Here is a 16,445-nt window from a genome sequence, read left to right on the forward strand (position 1 = left end):
CACCATCATCCAAAAGATGGCAATCCATCCCCTCCTTCCAGGCGGACACACCCCCAAACATTCGGTACCACCAGCGATAAAGACACCTACAACTTTTATCCCCGGCAGGTCAACCACCCACCCCCATCACACCGCAACAGGCACAGCACCACCCCCAGCAGAGCCAAGCCAACCCTATTTTTTTCGCCTCGTACCGGATGTACCCCCCCAGTCCGGACACACATTGTGCACCTTAGCCCCGTCTCGGCAGTGCGGCTGAAATGAAAAAACTCCCTACCAGCACGGGTGCTGGTAGGGAGTTGAAGTGGTAGCGGGGGCAGGATTCGAACCTACGACCTCTGGGTTATGAGCCCAGCGAGCTACCGAGCTGCTCCACCCCGCGTCGGGTGATGTTATTCACCATGTCGGGCAGGCCTTCCGGCCCGCTGACTTGCACAATGTTACAGACGTCGGGCCAAAACAACAAATCAAAGCCCCACCAGGGACTTTCCCGACCATCAGCCGGTTGTCGTCCCCGATGGGGCAGTGATTAGTTCACCCGAAAGGCATCTCTGTCGACTGCCGTGCGGCAGCCCATAGCGCGCTACATGCCCAGCATTGCTGACATGTAGATATTCTTCACCGCAGCTTCAGCGGCACTGTAGGAGTGGTTCTCCTTGCCGACTTTCTGCGGATCGAAGTTGAAGGATTCGTACAGACCCCGCATCTCCTTGACGATCTCCGCCAGGTGCTCTTCCAGAAAGGCCACCGGGTCCATATTGTCCCGCCACATCGGCAGCTTCGTCTTCTGATCCTGGGTGATCAGCACCCGGAGAGCGAAGACCACCGGCATGAGGAATCCGAGGGGCACATCTGTGGCCACCGGCTTGCCGAAGAACTTCGACGACTTCGGGGACTTGCCCTTGTTGACCGCCTGCACGGAGGTGATGCGGCCGAACTTACCGCCGGTCGCGTTATAGGCCTCGGCGAAGTTGCACTGGATGTAGTCGTAGGCCCTGACGATATCCGGCAGCAGCTCGTGGGCGGCCCACACCTGCTCGTTATCGACCTCACGCTGGTAGTCGTTGTTCTTGGCCGATGAGACCGCACGGCAGGACATGAGCTTTTTGTAGCGCTTAAAGGCCAGGCCTTTCTGTGCGTAGGCACTGCGGCCTGTCAGCGCGGTGACCTGCATGCCGTCATCGTCGACGGGAAGATCGATGGCACTGAGCGGAATCCAGGCCAATGCCGTGACATCGGGGACCGCGATCGTGCCTTCACCGTTGGTCTTCCACTGGATACGCTCTGTGACGCCACAGCCTGCGAGCACTTGCTTGAGCGGATCGAGCAGACCCTCCTGGTTGGCGGTGGTTGTCGGCGCCAGCTGCACGTTGTTGTTGCGGGCGGCACACACTTCCAGCAGATGCTCGTTGAAGTAGGCGACACAGGACTCGTCGTCCGGATTGGCCGGGAAGAGGATTTCCAGCGGCATCAACGCTTTGTTTTCGTCCGGATCCCGGCGGATGGCATCAAGCTCATCGGCGAACTGTCCCCATGCCTGCTTCAGATCCTTCCAGGTCTTGATCTTGTTGAATTCCTTGCGGTCCATGGAGGTCTTGCGCAGCAGCGACAGACCTGCGGCCAGCGCATTGTGTCCACCGTCAAGGATTCCTTCCGCCATCGGGTTTTCGATGGTCAGGCTGACCCGGTTGCGGTCGAGGGACACCACCGAGGGCACTGCCATGAGAATGCCCTTGGATTTGAAGGGCAGCAGCTCCGGGGTGAGAGCAATGGTCTCCTCGATTTCATCGGTCACCTCGCCCCTGCGGGAAAACCGCGGATTGGAATCAAGCGTGCAGTTGTCGATGATCGGCACCAGGTTCCGGATTTCAATGAACCCGGTCAGTCGACCGATGTTGTTGACCGCGGAAAAACCGGGTCCCTTGTTCGGGATCGGCAGGAAGCCGGAGTTGATTCCGAGGTTCGACACGGGGTTGAGAATCTGAACCGTGAAGGTGCGCTCGGTGGACGGGCTCTGGGTGGTGGAGTTGGTCTCCATGATGTTCCTCCTGAAGGGAACTCAGGTCCGGTGAATGACTGGCACTCATTGGCGGCACCGGGTCACCTCCCTTGCGGGAAACCTGCGACCCTGTCATTTCCATGTTCCTTATCCCAGAAACATCAACCGGACGGTGTGTGTTTTTGTTGGTCTGTGAACCAACAAGATCAACATTAAAAACGGCTCCCAGATGGACTTCGCCACAAGCCTCTCCAGTCATGCAGCGGTGCGCCGACAAAGATCACAGCCACCCACACTACCGATAAAATAGCTGGTCAATGCCGGTTATGGCGCGAAAAAAGACGGCCCCCCACCCCTCCCCCATTTCGGGGTTGGGAGTGGTGGGGCCGTCTCTGTGTGCCTCCGCAAAAAACCGGGTGGTGGTTACTGCGCCACCGCGGCAGCCTCCTTGTCTCCGGATTCCGCATCGGCGGCCGGGCTGTCGAGTTGTTCGCTCACGCTCGGCTGCGGGTTACCGGTCAGCTGCTGGTAGTCGGCAACGGCTTTGTCCAGCCTGTCGAGTGCCCGTCCGTAGTCTTCGAAGGAACCGGACTTGGCGCCATTTAAGGCATCGAGTGCATCGCGCACCCGCTGCAGCGCTTCGGCAACATCGGCCGGGGCGGCGTCGCTGGCCTGCGGCACTGTCGCAGCCGTGCCTGCCGGAGTGTCCTCACTGCCGGTTGTCGCCGGGGTATCAGCGTCATCGACATTGATGGCACCACCGGTCTTTTCGGCTTCCGCCAGGTCAGCAGCAGCCTTCGGGTCAATACCCACCTGGCTTAATGCTTCGGCGATCGTCGGCGCGTAGCCGACCGAACCCTTGTAATAGACCAGCACACGAAGCAGCTTCGGGAAAGCCGATTCCTGGTTCTTGCGCTTGGTGTAGATCGGTTCAACGTAGAGGATTTCCCCGCCACCGACCGGCAGAGTCAACAGGTTGCCGTTGGTGATGTCGTTGGTGGCCTGCCACAGCGAACGGTCACGGGCAATCTGGTCCGACGACATCATCGCATCCTGCGCCTGCGCCGGGCCGAAGGTCTGGGTGTCGGTGGGAAGGACACGGACGGTGATATCACCGTAGGTCTCCGGATCAGAGCTGACGGTCATGTGGGCGGCGAGGAACTCACGCTCGAACCCGCGGAAGGGGGTGATCAGCTGGAAGCTGGGGTCATCGTCTTTCGGGGAACCGGCCACCACGTAGTAGGGCGGCTGGGCCAGTTTCGATCCCTGGATTTCACTGGTCGGATCGGAGGGGACGGACCAGAAGTTGTCGGAGGTGAAAAACACCCGGGCATCATCGACGTGGTACTTGGCGATCATCTCGCGCTGCACCTTGAACATGTCCTCCGGGTAGCGCAGGTGGTTCATCAGCGCATCGGAGATGTCACTTTTCGGCTTGACCGTATCCGGGAACACACCCTGCCAGGCCTTGAGTACCGGGTCTTCCTCGTCGAAGGCGTAGAGTTCCACGGTTCCGTCGTAGGCGTCGACGACGGCTTTGACGGAGTTTCTGATGTAGCCGATCTTCGGGGTGAACACATTCTGGTTCAGCCCGGTGGCGTTGAGCGCATCCCGGGTGACACTGTCGAGCTGTGTGGTTTTCGCGTACGGCAGGGATTCCAGGGTGGTGTAGCCGTCGACGATCCACTTGATGTGGCCGTCAATCACCGCCGGGTAGGTGGCGGAATCGGTGGTCAGCCAGGGGGCGACTTTTTCCACCCGGGACCGCGGGTCACGGTTGAAGATAATCTTCGAGTCCCCGCTGATCCGGTCACTGAGCAGCATGTTCAGTTCCTGGTATTTCGCGGCGAACAGGGCGCGCTGCGCCAGGTTGCCGATACTCACGCCACCGCTTCCCTGGTAGGTGTAGGTCGAGCCGTCGGTGTCGTATTCCAGTGATTTGCCGTTGAGTTTGCCGCCGACGATCGCGTAGTCCTGGTTGGTCGGCCCGGAGGAAATCACCGGCCCGTAGTAGATGCGGGGTTCGGTGACCTCAATGCCGAGTTTCTTGGCATCGGGATCGTTTTGCTGGCGTTCGAGTGTCTGCAGGTCGGAAACAATGAAAATCGGGTAGCCACCACGGGTCGATCCGACATCGCGGGCCACCTCGTCGACTTTGTTGGCGGGCGCTGCCACCAGTCCGTTGCCGTGGGTGTAGACGGTGTGCCGGTTGATCCAGTCACGCTGATTGTCGGTCAGCGCATTGGGGTCGATTTCACGGGCGGCGACCACATAGTCGCGCAGCTCGCCGTCGACGGTGTAGCGGTCAATGTTCAGCTTCTTCGGGAAGCCGTAGAAGTTTTTCAGCTGTTCACGCTGGGTGAAAGTGTCGGCGAGAATCTGCGGATCCAGCAGACGGATATTCGACAGGGTGGCCGTATCATTGGCGACTGCCTCATTGGAGGCACCGTCAGCGCCCCAGTTCATCTCGTAGGTGACGTGGTTGTCGGTCAAGCCGTAGGCGTAGCGGGTGGCCTCAATATTGCGGGCGATGTATTTGGATTCTTTTTCCGCACGGTTGGGCACCACGGAGAACTGTTCCACGGCCATCGGCCAGGCCACCCCGATGATCGCGGAGCTGAGCACCATCAGTGCGGTGGCCAGGGCCGGGATGCGCAGATCCTTCAAAACCACGGTGGCGAAAAAGGCGAAAGCCACCACCAGGGCGATGACCATGAGCAGAATTTTCGCCGGCAGGACCGCGTTGATGTCGGTGTAGTTGCCGCCGGTAAACGAGGTCTGGGCTTGGGAGAGCACATGCTCCCGCGACAGCAGGTCGTAGCGGTCCAGCCAGAATCCGGCGACTTTGACCAGCATGAAAATACCGGCGATCACCGACAGTTCGATGCGCGCACCACGGGAAAGAGTCCCTTTGAACCCGCCGCCGATGGAGCCGGCTTTAATGCCTCCCAGCAGGTAGTGGGCGGCCAGGGCCACCAGGAACGCCACCACCAGCAGCACCGAGATTGAACCGGCCAGCATCCGCAGGAAGGGCAGGATGAAGGCGTAGAAGCCGTAGTCCCGGCCGAACTGCGGGTCAGTCTGGCCGAAGGAATGGTAGTTGAACGCCATCGCCGCGGTTGTCCACGACGCCTGGCCGACCAGACCGGCCCCGACCCCGATAATCAGCGGCACCCCGATGAGCACCCGCTTCAATGACTGCTCGATGGCGGAATGGTAGCTCGACAGCGGACTGGAGGGATCAAATCCGCCGGTGTGCTTGGGTCTGGTGCGGTAGGCCACCCATCCGGCCAGCCCGGTCACCAGGACCGCCACGGCCGCGAAAGCGGCGAACATGGCGATCCGCAGCAGGACAACGGTGGTAAAGACCCCGCTGTAGTCGACGGAGGCGAACCATTCCCAGTCGGTGATGAACCCGACAATCATGGGAAGCAGGAACAAAACGGCGCCGACAATCGCCGCACCGATCATTAGCCCGCGGGGCGGGCGCTTCTGCTGTGATGGGCCGGGCGGAAACGGCATCTGTGTTGGATCAGCCACGATGGTGGTGTCACTCCTAGGTGCGAAAGGCAACGTGAGACATGCCCGAAGTGAACAGCGGCGCGTTTGACTGCGGGGCTATGGGCGGGCGGGTGGAAACATTCTCCCCGCCCGGCACAGCGTGAGCGGTGAAACGGCGCACAGCGATAGGTTGCACGCCCCGCGCCGCCGACGGGCAAGCCCAGTCTTCCATACACTGGTGGCGGTGTCCCACAGCGGACACCACCGGATGCGGGTTCTCAGGTTGCGGTGACTTATTGACCAGCCATCCACAGCCCCTTGTCCGGTATTCCACGACTTTTTCTAAGGATTGCCATGAGCCACCCGTTACCGGACGATCCCGGCCGCAGAGAGCAGGCCAAGCTCAACATCGCCTCCCTGCAGGCAGTCAACCATCTGCGCACCACCGGCACGCTTCCAGCATTGTGCACCTTGTTCGATGGGGAGAAGTTTCGCCGGCGCCACCCCGAGCTGGAAGAAAAAATCGGCGATTCACCGGTACTGGTCGTCCCCGAACAGTTGGACGAGGCAGAAATCGCCGACATGGAGACATTCCTGTCGACCCTGGTCGTTCCGGGGGAACCCGACGGGGTGATACTCAGCCACACCGTCACGATCCGGGACCCGAACACCGGCGTCGACCAGCAGGCTGTGCTGCACACCGGTGTCTGGCGCGGTGGACTGAAGCTGATTCTTCTGGAAACAATCGACGAAGAGGGAAAACCGATGATCAAAGACGGCTCGAAGGTGGAGCCGGTCATCGCGGAAGCCCTGCATGCGGCCATCGGACACTAGCCCGCAAAGCCGCCGGTGGGCCGCAGACCGGCGAAGTGGTCACCGGAATCTTATGAGTCCAGCGACTGCTCGCAGGTGGTGTAGCCGGAGCCTTTCTTGAAAGCCTCGATCTGGTTGACGGCGTCGGCCAGATCGTCTGCTTTCAGCACCAGCATCTGGCCATGCGGTTTGGCCACCGCTTCCGCACAGTTGCCGGTCGGGGCCAAAAACACGTCGGCCCCGGCGTTGACGGCGGCTTCCACTTTGTGGCTGATACCGCCAATCATCCCGACTGTTCCGTCGTAGTCGATGGTGCCGGTTCCGGCGATGAAGGCACCGCCGGTCAACTCCCGGTCATCCAGTTTGTCGATGAGCGCCAGCGTGAAAATCAATCCGGCTGACGGGCCGCCGACACCGGAAAGATTGAAGGTGACCTCCATTCCGTCGGCCGGTCTGGCACCCAGCTGAATACCGGCGAACGCCACCGACGTGCCGGATCCTGTCGAATGCCTGCCGAGAGTGAATTCGACATCTTTTTCGGTGCCTGTTTTTTCCTCCCGCACCCGCATGTGAATCTGCTCGCCCGGTTTGCGGCGGCGCACCAGCTCAGTGACCTCCAGCGGGGAGGACACTTTTTCCCCGTCGACGGACACAATCACATCCCCCTCCGCGATCACCCCACTGGCCGCGGAGCCGTCGACGGTCCCGGCGGCAAAGGTTTCAACGGGTTTGCCCACATAGGTCAGTGCCGCGGTGGTGGCTTTCGCCTCCGAGAGATTGAACTGGATGGTCGAGGTTTCCCGGACATCCTCCACCGTCTGCCCCGGCGGGATGATCTGGTCCAGGGGCACGAATGTGTCATCGGTTGTCGCCCACCGATGCAATGCCTGCATCAGGGTCATGTTGTGTACCACCGACACAGTGGTCATGTTCAAATGCCCGCTGGTGGCGCCGGTTGGCGCGCCGGTTATCTCGATGATCGGCTCACCTTCGTAGTCCCCGAGCACGTTGTAGGTGGGGCCCGGTCCCTCGGCGGCGTAGGGAACACGCAACGAATCCCCCACCACCGGCAGGGAATCGGCTCCGGCGGCCAGGGCGAGCACAACCACGGGAATGGCCCCGTAGACAACTGTTGCGGTTCGGCGTTTCACGCCCATAGACCTTACCGGCCCGCTTCAGCTACCAGGCAGCAGCCCGCCGACACAGCCGCCGATCCGGTTCAGCTCCTGCGTGAAGTTTGTGCCCCCTGTGCTGTTCGCTGACAGCACGCGGGAAAAAATGGCGTCGGGACTTGGCGTCTCGGTAGATTGGGCACATGGCTAGCAACGGATTCGGTTTCACCCCCCGCGACGACGATGATGACGACGACCGCCGCAAAGACGACAATCCTTTCTCGATTTTCGGCTTCGGCGCCCCGTCCGGCGGGGGAAGTTTGGGCGATATGCTCAACCAGTTCGGGCAAATGCTCTCCGGGGTCGGTTCCACCATGAACAACTCCGACGGCGGGGCCGTCAATTACCAGCTCGCCGAAAAAATTGCGCTGCAGGAAATCGGCTCGCCCGCCCAGCCCAGCCCGGCGCAATCCCAGGCGGTTGAAGAGGCCGTCCGGCTGGCTGATGTGTGGATGGACGGAGTCACCGATCTGCCGTCTTCCGGCGCCCAGGTGGTTGCATGGTCGCCCAAAGACTGGCTGCACGGCACCCTTGACAGCTGGAAACGCTTTGTCACCCCGGTAGCTGAGCGCATGAACGAAGCGCAGCTGGAATCCCTCCCGGAGCAGGCCCGGGAAATGGTTGGCCCCATGTTGACCATGATGAACCAGATGAGCGGCATGAACTCGGGAATGCAGTTGGGTTCTTCCCTCGGGGAGTTGGCCGGCCAGGTTATTTCCGGCTGCGACATGGGTCTGCCGGTCGCCCCGAAAAACACCGTCGCCCTGCTGCCGCAGCGCATTATCTCCATTGCCAAGGAGGTGGGCTGTGAACGCCGGGATTTGATGATCTATGTGGCCGCCCGGGAAGCTGCCCGGCAGCGGCTTTTCACCCATGTGCCGTGGCTGACCGAACAGCTTGTCTCTTCGGTCGAGGAGTATGCCCGCGGCCTGGTCATCGACACCTCCCACATTGAGGATGCCGCCAGGGAACTGAACCTGGAATCCGGTGAACCCACAGACATCCAGGATGCGATCGGCAAACTGCAGAGCATGGATCTCTCCCCCAGGATCTCTTCCCGCAATGCCGGAGCCACCACCCGTCTGGAAACCCTTCTGGCCCTGGTGGAAGGTTGGGTCGATCATGTTGTCGGTGAAACGCTCGGTGAACGCATCCCGTCGACACCACTGATCACCGAGGCTTTCACCCGCCGACGCGCCACAGGCGGCAGTGCGGACAAAGCCATGGAACGCATTGTGGGCATCACCATTTCAGCCCCGAAGATCGAGGCCGCGGCCAATCTGTGGCAGCGGGCCACCACCGCTGTCGGCGGGCAGCGCCGCGACGCGGTGTGGGATCACCCCGATTTCCTGCCCGATGCCGACGATCTTGACCACCCGGCCGCTTTCATCGACCGGCTGCTCGATGACGCCGACGGCGACGACTTCGATCCGATTGCGGAAATCAACGCCCTGGAAGAGGAACTCGCCCGCAAGGCCGAGGAAGAAAAACAGCAGCAGGACAGCACCGACAGCACCGATGACGGTGACACCGGCGATGACAACGCCGACGGGGACGACAAATCCTAGGTAACAGCCACCGACGCCCACATGCCTGCACCAGCGTCCTGTGGTGCAGGCACCCCCGTGCGGCCCGGGCGGCAGTTGCGCTCCCAGCTTTTCCGGCTGTCGGCAGTGTCCATTGACCCGTACGGGTTTTCCCGTTGTCCTTGATCGTTTTTCCGGGAGCGTCCCTTTCAAGGCCACGGCAAACCGCACACGATAGGCCCTGCGGCCGCTTCCACCTCACTGCTGCTCCGGTGGCACCGGCGGCAGCTGTCCGGATGCCACACGACCCGGTCCGGGCGCAGGTCGGCCTGACCACACCTGGTGCATCCCGTTTACCGTGACAGCCACGATCAATGGGGAAAACAGCCCCGCCCACACCCACCATTGACGCCCCAGACTGACACCGCCGTCACATTGGCGGGTCTGTGCTCTGCCGGCACTGTGCCGGGTTCCGCGCTGGTGGGGAATCCGCAAGGCCCACCTGCCACGGTGGTCGATCCTCAAGGGGATTTTCGTTCTTGTCCTTCACGCTGCTGAGGGTCGCGGCGGCGGATCAGGCAAACTTTCGACGACTCCGGTGCGGTGCCTTGTGGCGCATGCACCGGCGGTGGGGCTTTGCCCGCCGGAAGAAACCCCCACCGGAGGCAACCGGAATGATGTCGACGATCAGTCGATGGCCCCCGGTGCCCCTTGTTCCGGGGAATAACGCTACAAGCAGGCACGATCCACATACCCCGCGGGGATGAACGCCCGTATTCACCGGACACCAGTGGTTGTTTTTCTCTCCCGCCGACGGAGCGGCCCTGTGCCATCATCTTCCCCTGGTGGGGCGTGCAGCAGCAGGTGATGTACCCCGGTGGCAACAGTGGTGTTTTTGCGTCCTGTCCGGCCGAACGGTCTTAGCAGCTGTTGTCGGCTGCCGGATTACCGGGACCGAAACGCTGGTAGCACTCCAGGTAGCCCTCTGCTTTGGCATGGTCGGGATAGGTCTGCATCAGCCGACGGAATTCCGCGCCGTGGCCGCGGGTAATGGTGTGGATCAACTCGTGCAGCAGCACCGCATCCAGAACATAGGCCGGAACATCTTTCAATCTGTCGCTGATGCGGATATCTCCTGTTGCGGTGGTGCACGAACCCCAGCGGCGGGTTTGGTTGCTCACCCAGCGGATACTGCCGGGGCGTGCGGCACTGTCCAAAAAAGCCCGGTTGAGTTGTGCGGCACGCTGCACCAGATCCTCATCGCTGATTCCGGCCCGGGTGGATTTGCGGCGCAACTTGGCAACCACACGGTCCACGGCCTCGGCTTCGGCTTGCTGCCCCATGCCGAAGGGAACCCGCACCACTATCTGCCCGTCCGCCCACCGGGCCTCGAGGGTTTTCCGCCGTTTCTTCGAGCGGATGATTCTCACCGGTGCTTCATCCATGACGGCCAAGTCTATCCGGATGCCCCACAAACCGGGGTGGTATCCGCCGTCCGTGGAACCGGCAGACCACCGCACAAGACCAACCACCGTGTACGGGCAGACCACAGTCCCGCCCCGCACCCCCGGCGCATACGGGGCAGGTCCGCCCCTGCAGGTGTGTCCGCCACTGATGGTCAGTGGGCGTGTGTCTTTTTTTCATCGACACGTTCGCACCGGTGCGATCGCACCGGTGCCTGCCGGACGTTGTTTTTCCCACAGCGCGTGGAAGGAGTATCCCCTGTGACAGCAGATGACCGTCAGCGTATCCGCGGCCTGGCCCCGGTGCGGCTGCCCGATCCGGATGATGCCGCGGTGGCATGTGTGCCTGCCGCACCGGACAACCGGCCCGGGATCCGGCGGTTTGCCGCCTCAGCTAAGCGCATGACCCAGGGTCTTGCCTGCGACAGCATTCCGGCACTCTCGCACTGGTGGCGGCCGGAACATCCGGTGGATGACGATGATGAAGTCCAGCTTGCGTTATCGCCGTCCGCCACTGTTCTTGTCCGGCCGCCGGACGCCATCCAGTTCGGTCTTGATTCCACCCGGGCGGGCATTATCAACGGGCTGGACCAGCAGCTGCTGGACACCATCGCCGCAGTGTTTGCCGCGGCCCGCACACCACAGCCGAAAAGCCTGCTGGCCGAGGCGTTATGCCGGGCGGGCGTGGACCGTGTGGCGGCAGGTTTCATCCTGGAGGATCTGACCGGCTACGGGGTGATCACCACCGTCCCGCCCCGGCGGCCCGGCGCGGTGGTCATCGGTTCATCGGCACTGGCTGAAGCGGTGGTCCGGGTCATCGATTCGATGGGTATGCAGGTGATCACCCGGCTGGCCGGGGCCGATGACACCACGACCATGCTGCGGGCAGGACACGGTCTGCCACTGGTGATTGTTGATATGCGCCACCGCTACCAGCAGGTGGCCGGGGCATGTGTCCGCCGCGGGGGAACAGTGATCCCGGTGCAGGCCGTCGACGGCCGCGGGGTCATCGGGCCGGTGCGTTTCAACGGGCAGGGTCCGTGCCCGCTGTGCGCGGTTTTTCACGCCAGTGACGCCGATCCCCTGCACCCGCAGATGGTCCGGCGCTACGCCGCGCAGCACAAACCGGTGGATCCGGCACTGCTGTCAGTGGTGGCGGGCAGGGTGGCGGCGATGGTGGCGCTGGCACAGAATGTGCACCTGGAACCGGCGTCCCGGGTGCCGGCCCTGCTGAGTGCGGGCACCACCCTGACTGTTGATCCTTTCCGCTTTTTCACCGAAACCGACACTTCCCGTCCGCATCCGCGGTGCCCGGTGTGTTTCGGCGGCAGACCCACCAGTGCCCGCGCCACCGGCGCACCCGCGGCCGGCGCCGACGGCAGGCGGCGCGCCGACGCCGTCTGACGGGTTTTTCTGTGAACTTGCCCGGGTTCGCCCGGCGGGGCGGCAACAGGACCGCCGGTTCACGGTGGCCGATGGTGTGTGCGGCGGCAGCTGGCCTCTCACGCCGGGGCGTGGTTTTCCCACCTAACGCCATTGGGCGACAAGGGCCAGAAGGTCATCGCCGTATTCGGCCATTTTCATCGGTCCGATACCGGCGATGGTCAACAGCTCCTCCCGGTTCGCCGGCAGTGCTTCGGCGATCGCCAGCAGGGTGGCGTCGGTGAAGATAATGTAGGCGGGCACATTTTTTTCTTTCGCCAGATCACGCCGCCACTGCCGGAGCCCGGCGACAGCCTCCGGATTGGTGTCCCCGGCACAGTCCTCGCAGTGACCCAGAATCGCCGCGGCCGGGCTGTCCAGTGGTGCGCCGCACACAGGGCAGCGCTTCGAGCTTCCCCGGCGGGAGGCTGTGAGCCGTCTTTTCGCCCGGTCGGCGCGCTGGCCGCGGTCGTTAGTGGGCCCGTCGTCGACGATGCCGTCCAAAAAACGGGTGCGGGTGCGGGTGGTGCGGGAATCCGCGCTGTGGTGGATCGCCCAGGAGCACAGCAGTTTTTCCCGGGCGCGGGTAACCCCGACGTAAAACAGGCGGCGTTCTTCTTCTATCTGGTAGTCACCGGATTTGATCGCCTGGCTGATCGGGACGGAGCCTTCGGTCAGGCCGACCAGAAACACGGTGTCCCATTCCAGACCTTTGGCCGCATGCAGGCTGGTCAGGGTGACGGCCTCCACGCCGGAGGATTCTTTCTGCTGGCCGCGGCGGGACAGCTCAACGGCCAGCCCGGCGGTATCGAGATCGCTGTCCGCCTCAACCAAATCCAGGCACAGGTCTTTCAGTGTCGATAGCGCCCGCCACTGTTCCTTCGCCTGCCGGCCGGCCGGTTCGGTGGGGGAAAGACCGTTGTCGGCAAGGATTTTATTGACCAGGGCACGCAGGTTTGTCCCGGATAGTCCGGCGGTTGCCGGGGTGCGCGCCGCCCGGGACAAGGCACCGACCGACCGGGTGACCTCCGGGCGGGAGAAAAAACTTTTCCCCCCTTTGACCTGGTAGGCGACACCGATTCTGGCCAGCGAGTTTTCATAGGCCTGGGATTGGGCGTTGATGCGGTAGAGCACCGCGATCTGTGAGGGGAGGGCGCCGCCGTCGATGAGATCTTTGATGGCCGCGGCCACCCCGTCGGCTTCCGCGTCATCGGTGGCGTAGGCGGTAAAGGACGGCTCATCGCCTGCCGGGCGCATCCCTTCCAGCGTCAGTCGGGTGGCGGCCACCCGGCCGCGGGCTTTGCCGATGACAGTATTGGCCAGGCGGGTGATCTGCGGGGTGGAACGGTAGTCCCGCTGCAGGCGGATCATGGTGGCATCCGGATAGGTGCGGGAGAAGTTGAGCAGATAATCCGGGGTGGCGCCGGTAAACGAGTAGATCGTCTGGTTGGCATCCCCCACCACGGTGATGTCGGTGCGCGGTCCCAGCCAGGCGTTGAGCACCCGCTGCTGCAGCGGGGTGACATCCTGGTATTCGTCGACGGTGAAACTGCGGTAGCGGGCACGGAATTCCTCGGCCACGGCCGGGGATTGTTCCATCATCGCGGCAATGTGGACCAGCAGATCATCGAAATCGAGCAGCACCACATCGTCGCGGACTTTCGACTGTTCGTAGTCGCGGTAGATAGCGGCGAAACTCGTGGCGTCCACCGGCGGGGTCCGCCCGCTGCCCGCCACGGTGGCCGCATAGTCTGCCGGGCTGATCAGGGTGGCTTTGGCCCAGGAGATTTCTTCCCTGACATCCCGCACCGTGGTGGTGGTGGCATTCAGCCCGTGTGCCGCCACCGCGGCCTGGATCATCCGCCACGGGTTGTCGACCAACTCCCAGCGGATATTGCCGTAGACCTGCGGCCAGAAGTGGCGCAGCTGCATTCTGGCCGAGGCGTGGAAGGTGCGTGCCTGCACCCCCGGGATTCCCATGCCGGCCAGGCGTTGCCGCATCTCGGTGGCGGCTTTGGCGGTGTAGGTCACCGCCAGCATCCGCTCCGGGGAGGACAGTCCCCGGTCGATCAACGAGGCGATGCGGTAGATGATGGTGCGGGTTTTACCGGTTCCGGCTCCCGCCAGAATGCACACCGGCCCGCGGGGGGCCAGGGCCGCCTGACGCTGGTTGTCATCGAGATCATTGACGTCGAAACCCACCGGTTGCTCCTCGCCCTGGTTGACAGTGTTTCACCTTCCGGCCAATCCGCCGCATCATCTGTGCCGGTGCCCGCGCTGCCAAGCTATCAGACCACCCCGGGATCACCGCCACTGGTTCGCTGACGGTGCCGCCTGCGGCAGTGGACACGGCGGGGATGTCCACACCCCGGGCGGCGGCGGGGTTGCCGGTGGGGGAAAATGGGGGAACCGGCACATCCTCCCCCGCCGCCGTTGTCTTTTTCCTTTGCCCTGCAACGGCCTGTACGGGGTGCGGGCGGTAAGCCGTGCGGGGTGAAGCCTGGTGTGCTAATTGTCCCCGATGATCAGCTCCCCGGCGGCGAAGGCATCGATCATGCGGCGGGCGACCGAACCCGGCCGGGGAAGCGGCACCCGGCCGCTTGAGATCTGCCGGGCGGAAAACCAGCCCACCTCCGCAAGTTCCCCGTCGACGGGCCGGGGTGTGCTTGACGGGTCGGCCACGGCGGTAAACGCCACCATCAGTGATCCGCTGTCCGGCCACGGTTGGGAACTGACGTAGCGGATACCGGTGATGGTGACACCCGATTCCTCGAAGACTTCCCGCATAAACGCCTGCTCGAGGGTCTCCCCCGGCTCGCAGTATCCGGCCAGGGCCGAGAAATAGCCGGAGCGCACCGCATTGCGGCCCAGCAGGATTTTGTCTTCGCCCGGTTTTTTCACCAGCCCGATCACGCACGGGTTGATCCGGGCGAAGCACTCCCCGCCCGCAGCTGTTGTTCCCCGCCCCCCGGAGCCGTCCCACTGCACCGGCTGGCCGGTGGCCGGGTCGAAACCGGACAGGGTTTTGTTCCTGACCAGGGACACCGCCCGGGCCGCCGCGCGGCCGGCGGCCGGATCACCGGCGGCAAACACATCCCGCGCACCCACCTCCACGAGGTCTTTTCTTGTTTCCGCCAACTGCCGCATGCACCGGTTGTCCACCGCTGCCGCCCACACCGCGGTGTGTGTTTCCCCCGGCCCGGCGATGATCCCGGCCAGCGCATCCGGGTGCCCGGGCGCACCGGCGGCCACAGCATCGTCCATGCCCAGTGCCGCCATGGTGGCAAGCTGTGACAGATCCCGGCCGACGAGAATTGTTCCGCGGGGGGATACCGGCAGCAACCGGTGGCGCCAGCCGGGGGTGGATACCCCGGGACCCGGCTGTGCCACAGTGACAGTGACCGGGCCGGAGGGCGGGAAGTCGACGAAGCGGTGGAGACACGGTGCCGGCCGGTCGGGGTGGGCGGCGGTCACTGGGCCGGCACATCCTCGCGGAAGACACGGCGCACAAACAGCAGCCGGTCGCCGGGTTCGACGGTTTCGGCTTCCGCGGAATCAATCCGGTACAGCTCACCGGAACGCACCACGCCGAGCACAATATCGGCCAGATGCCGGGGGTTGGCGCCCACTTCGTCCTCGCCGACCAGACGCTCGGCAATGGAAAAGCCCTCATCCGGGGACAGCAGGTCCTCCATCATTTCCACCACCGACGGGGTGACGGTGGCAAGCCCCAGCATACGTCCCGCGGTTTCGGAGGAAATAACCACCGAATCGGCACCGGATTGTTTCAGAAGGTGCAGGTTTTCCGCTTCCCGCACACTGGCGACGATCGTGGCCGAGGGGGCTATTTCCCGCACCGACAGGGTCACCAGCACCGCGGTGTCGTCCATGTTGGGGGCCACCACCACCGCCCGCGCCCGGGTGACTCCGGCCAGTTTGAGAACATCGGCTTTTGTCGCCGATCCGTGGACGGTCACCAGCCCCTGGCTGGAGGCCTGGGCCAGTGATTCCTTGTCGGTGTCGACCACCACGATCTGGCTGGTGGGGGTGCCGTCGGCCAGCAGGGCGGCCACCGCGCTGCGGCCTTTGGTGCCGAAACCGACGACGACGGTGTGGTTGCGCATGCGTTTCCTCCAGCGCTGGATCTGCAGGGCCTTGCGGGTTTCCTCGGTCAGAACCGACAGGGTGGTACCGACCAGAAGAATAAGGAAGGCGATGCGGATCGGGGTGATGATGATGATGTTGATCAGGCGTGCATGCTGGGTCACCGGGGTGATATCGCCGTAACCGGTGGTCGACAGGGACACCGCCGAATAGTAGACGGCGTCGACAAATGTCAGATCCTCGGTGTAGCCGTCCCTGTCGGAATAGGTCAAAAGGGCCACCGCCGCCAGCAGGATCAGCGCATAGACCACCCGCCGGGTGATCAGCACCCACGGGGAGGCCGTCCGGGACTCGGGGATGGAAATAATGTTCAGCAGCGCATGGTCGGGCATCTCGGTGAGTTCCCGCTCGGTATCGAAGCGGTGCCTGAATCGTTCACGCATGT

At 63.3% G+C, this 16,445-nt stretch carries 10 protein-coding genes and 1 tRNA gene; 3 read left to right on the forward strand and 8 right to left on the reverse strand.

What is annotated here, in order from left to right; translation table 11 throughout:
* Positions 1-305: 305 nt before the first annotated feature.
* The 3 genes from JZY06_RS07410 to JZY06_RS07420 form a co-directional block, all read right to left on the reverse strand.
* Positions 306-382: transfer RNA gene (locus JZY06_RS07410), tRNA-Met, on the reverse strand.
* Positions 383-583: 201 nt separating this feature from the next.
* On the reverse strand, positions 584-2,038 hold the full coding sequence (locus tag JZY06_RS07415; protein ID WP_207278929.1) for a hypothetical protein: 1,455 nt from the start codon (positions 2,036-2,038) through the stop codon (positions 584-586).
* Positions 2,039-2,422: 384 nt separating this feature from the next.
* A complete protein-coding gene (locus tag JZY06_RS07420; protein ID WP_207279017.1) occupies positions 2,423-5,521 on the reverse strand; it encodes a UPF0182 family protein in 3,099 nt (1,032 codons plus the stop codon).
* Positions 5,522-5,854: 333 nt separating this feature from the next.
* On the opposite strand from JZY06_RS07420, the gene JZY06_RS07425 reads away from it, so the two are divergent.
* Positions 5,855-6,334, forward strand: a complete 480-nt coding sequence (locus JZY06_RS07425) for a hypothetical protein (RefSeq protein WP_207278930.1) — start codon at positions 5,855-5,857, stop codon at positions 6,332-6,334.
* Positions 6,335-6,384: 50 nt separating this feature from the next.
* Here JZY06_RS07425 and JZY06_RS07430 read toward each other — a convergent pair whose 3' ends face one another.
* The gene (locus tag JZY06_RS07430; protein WP_207278931.1) at positions 6,385-7,464 is read right to left on the reverse strand and encodes a YlbL family protein; all 1,080 of its coding nucleotides are present in this window, start codon (positions 7,462-7,464) and stop codon (positions 6,385-6,387) included.
* Positions 7,465-7,628: 164 nt separating this feature from the next.
* Between JZY06_RS07430 and JZY06_RS07435 the strand changes: the two genes are divergently transcribed.
* On the forward strand, positions 7,629-9,053 hold the full coding sequence (locus tag JZY06_RS07435) for a zinc-dependent metalloprotease (RefSeq protein ID WP_207278932.1): 1,425 nt from the start codon (positions 7,629-7,631) through the stop codon (positions 9,051-9,053).
* 878 nt (positions 9,054-9,931) lie between these two features.
* Here JZY06_RS07435 and JZY06_RS07440 read toward each other — a convergent pair.
* The gene (locus tag JZY06_RS07440; RefSeq protein WP_207278933.1) at positions 9,932-10,456 is read right to left on the reverse strand and encodes a M48 metallopeptidase family protein; all 525 of its coding nucleotides are present in this window, start codon (positions 10,454-10,456) and stop codon (positions 9,932-9,934) included.
* A 279-nt stretch (positions 10,457-10,735) separates the two neighbouring features.
* Between JZY06_RS07440 and JZY06_RS12575 the strand changes: the two genes are divergently transcribed.
* Positions 10,736-11,878, forward strand: a complete 1,143-nt coding sequence (locus JZY06_RS12575; RefSeq protein ID WP_207278934.1) for a TOMM precursor leader peptide-binding protein — start codon at positions 10,736-10,738, stop codon at positions 11,876-11,878.
* A 123-nt stretch (positions 11,879-12,001) separates the two neighbouring features.
* Here the strand turns inward: JZY06_RS12575 and JZY06_RS07450 are convergent, their stop codons facing one another.
* From JZY06_RS07450 to JZY06_RS07460, 3 genes are all read right to left on the reverse strand, one after another.
* A complete protein-coding gene (locus JZY06_RS07450; RefSeq protein ID WP_207278935.1) occupies positions 12,002-14,098 on the reverse strand; it encodes an ATP-dependent DNA helicase UvrD2 in 2,097 nt (698 codons plus the stop codon).
* Between the two features lie 306 nt (positions 14,099-14,404).
* A complete protein-coding gene (locus JZY06_RS07455) occupies positions 14,405-15,370 on the reverse strand; it encodes an NAD(+) diphosphatase (RefSeq protein WP_207278936.1) in 966 nt (321 codons plus the stop codon).
* On the reverse strand, positions 15,367-16,443 hold the full coding sequence (locus tag JZY06_RS07460) for a potassium channel family protein (protein WP_207278937.1): 1,077 nt from the start codon (positions 16,441-16,443) through the stop codon (positions 15,367-15,369). The genes JZY06_RS07455 and JZY06_RS07460 overlap by 4 nt, the downstream gene beginning before the upstream one ends.
* Between the last annotated feature and the right edge of the window lie 2 nt (positions 16,444-16,445).

Origin of the sequence: Corynebacterium mendelii (assembly GCF_017307055.1) — a bacterium.
Lineage (GTDB): Bacteria > Actinomycetota > Actinomycetes > Mycobacteriales > Mycobacteriaceae > Corynebacterium > Corynebacterium mendelii.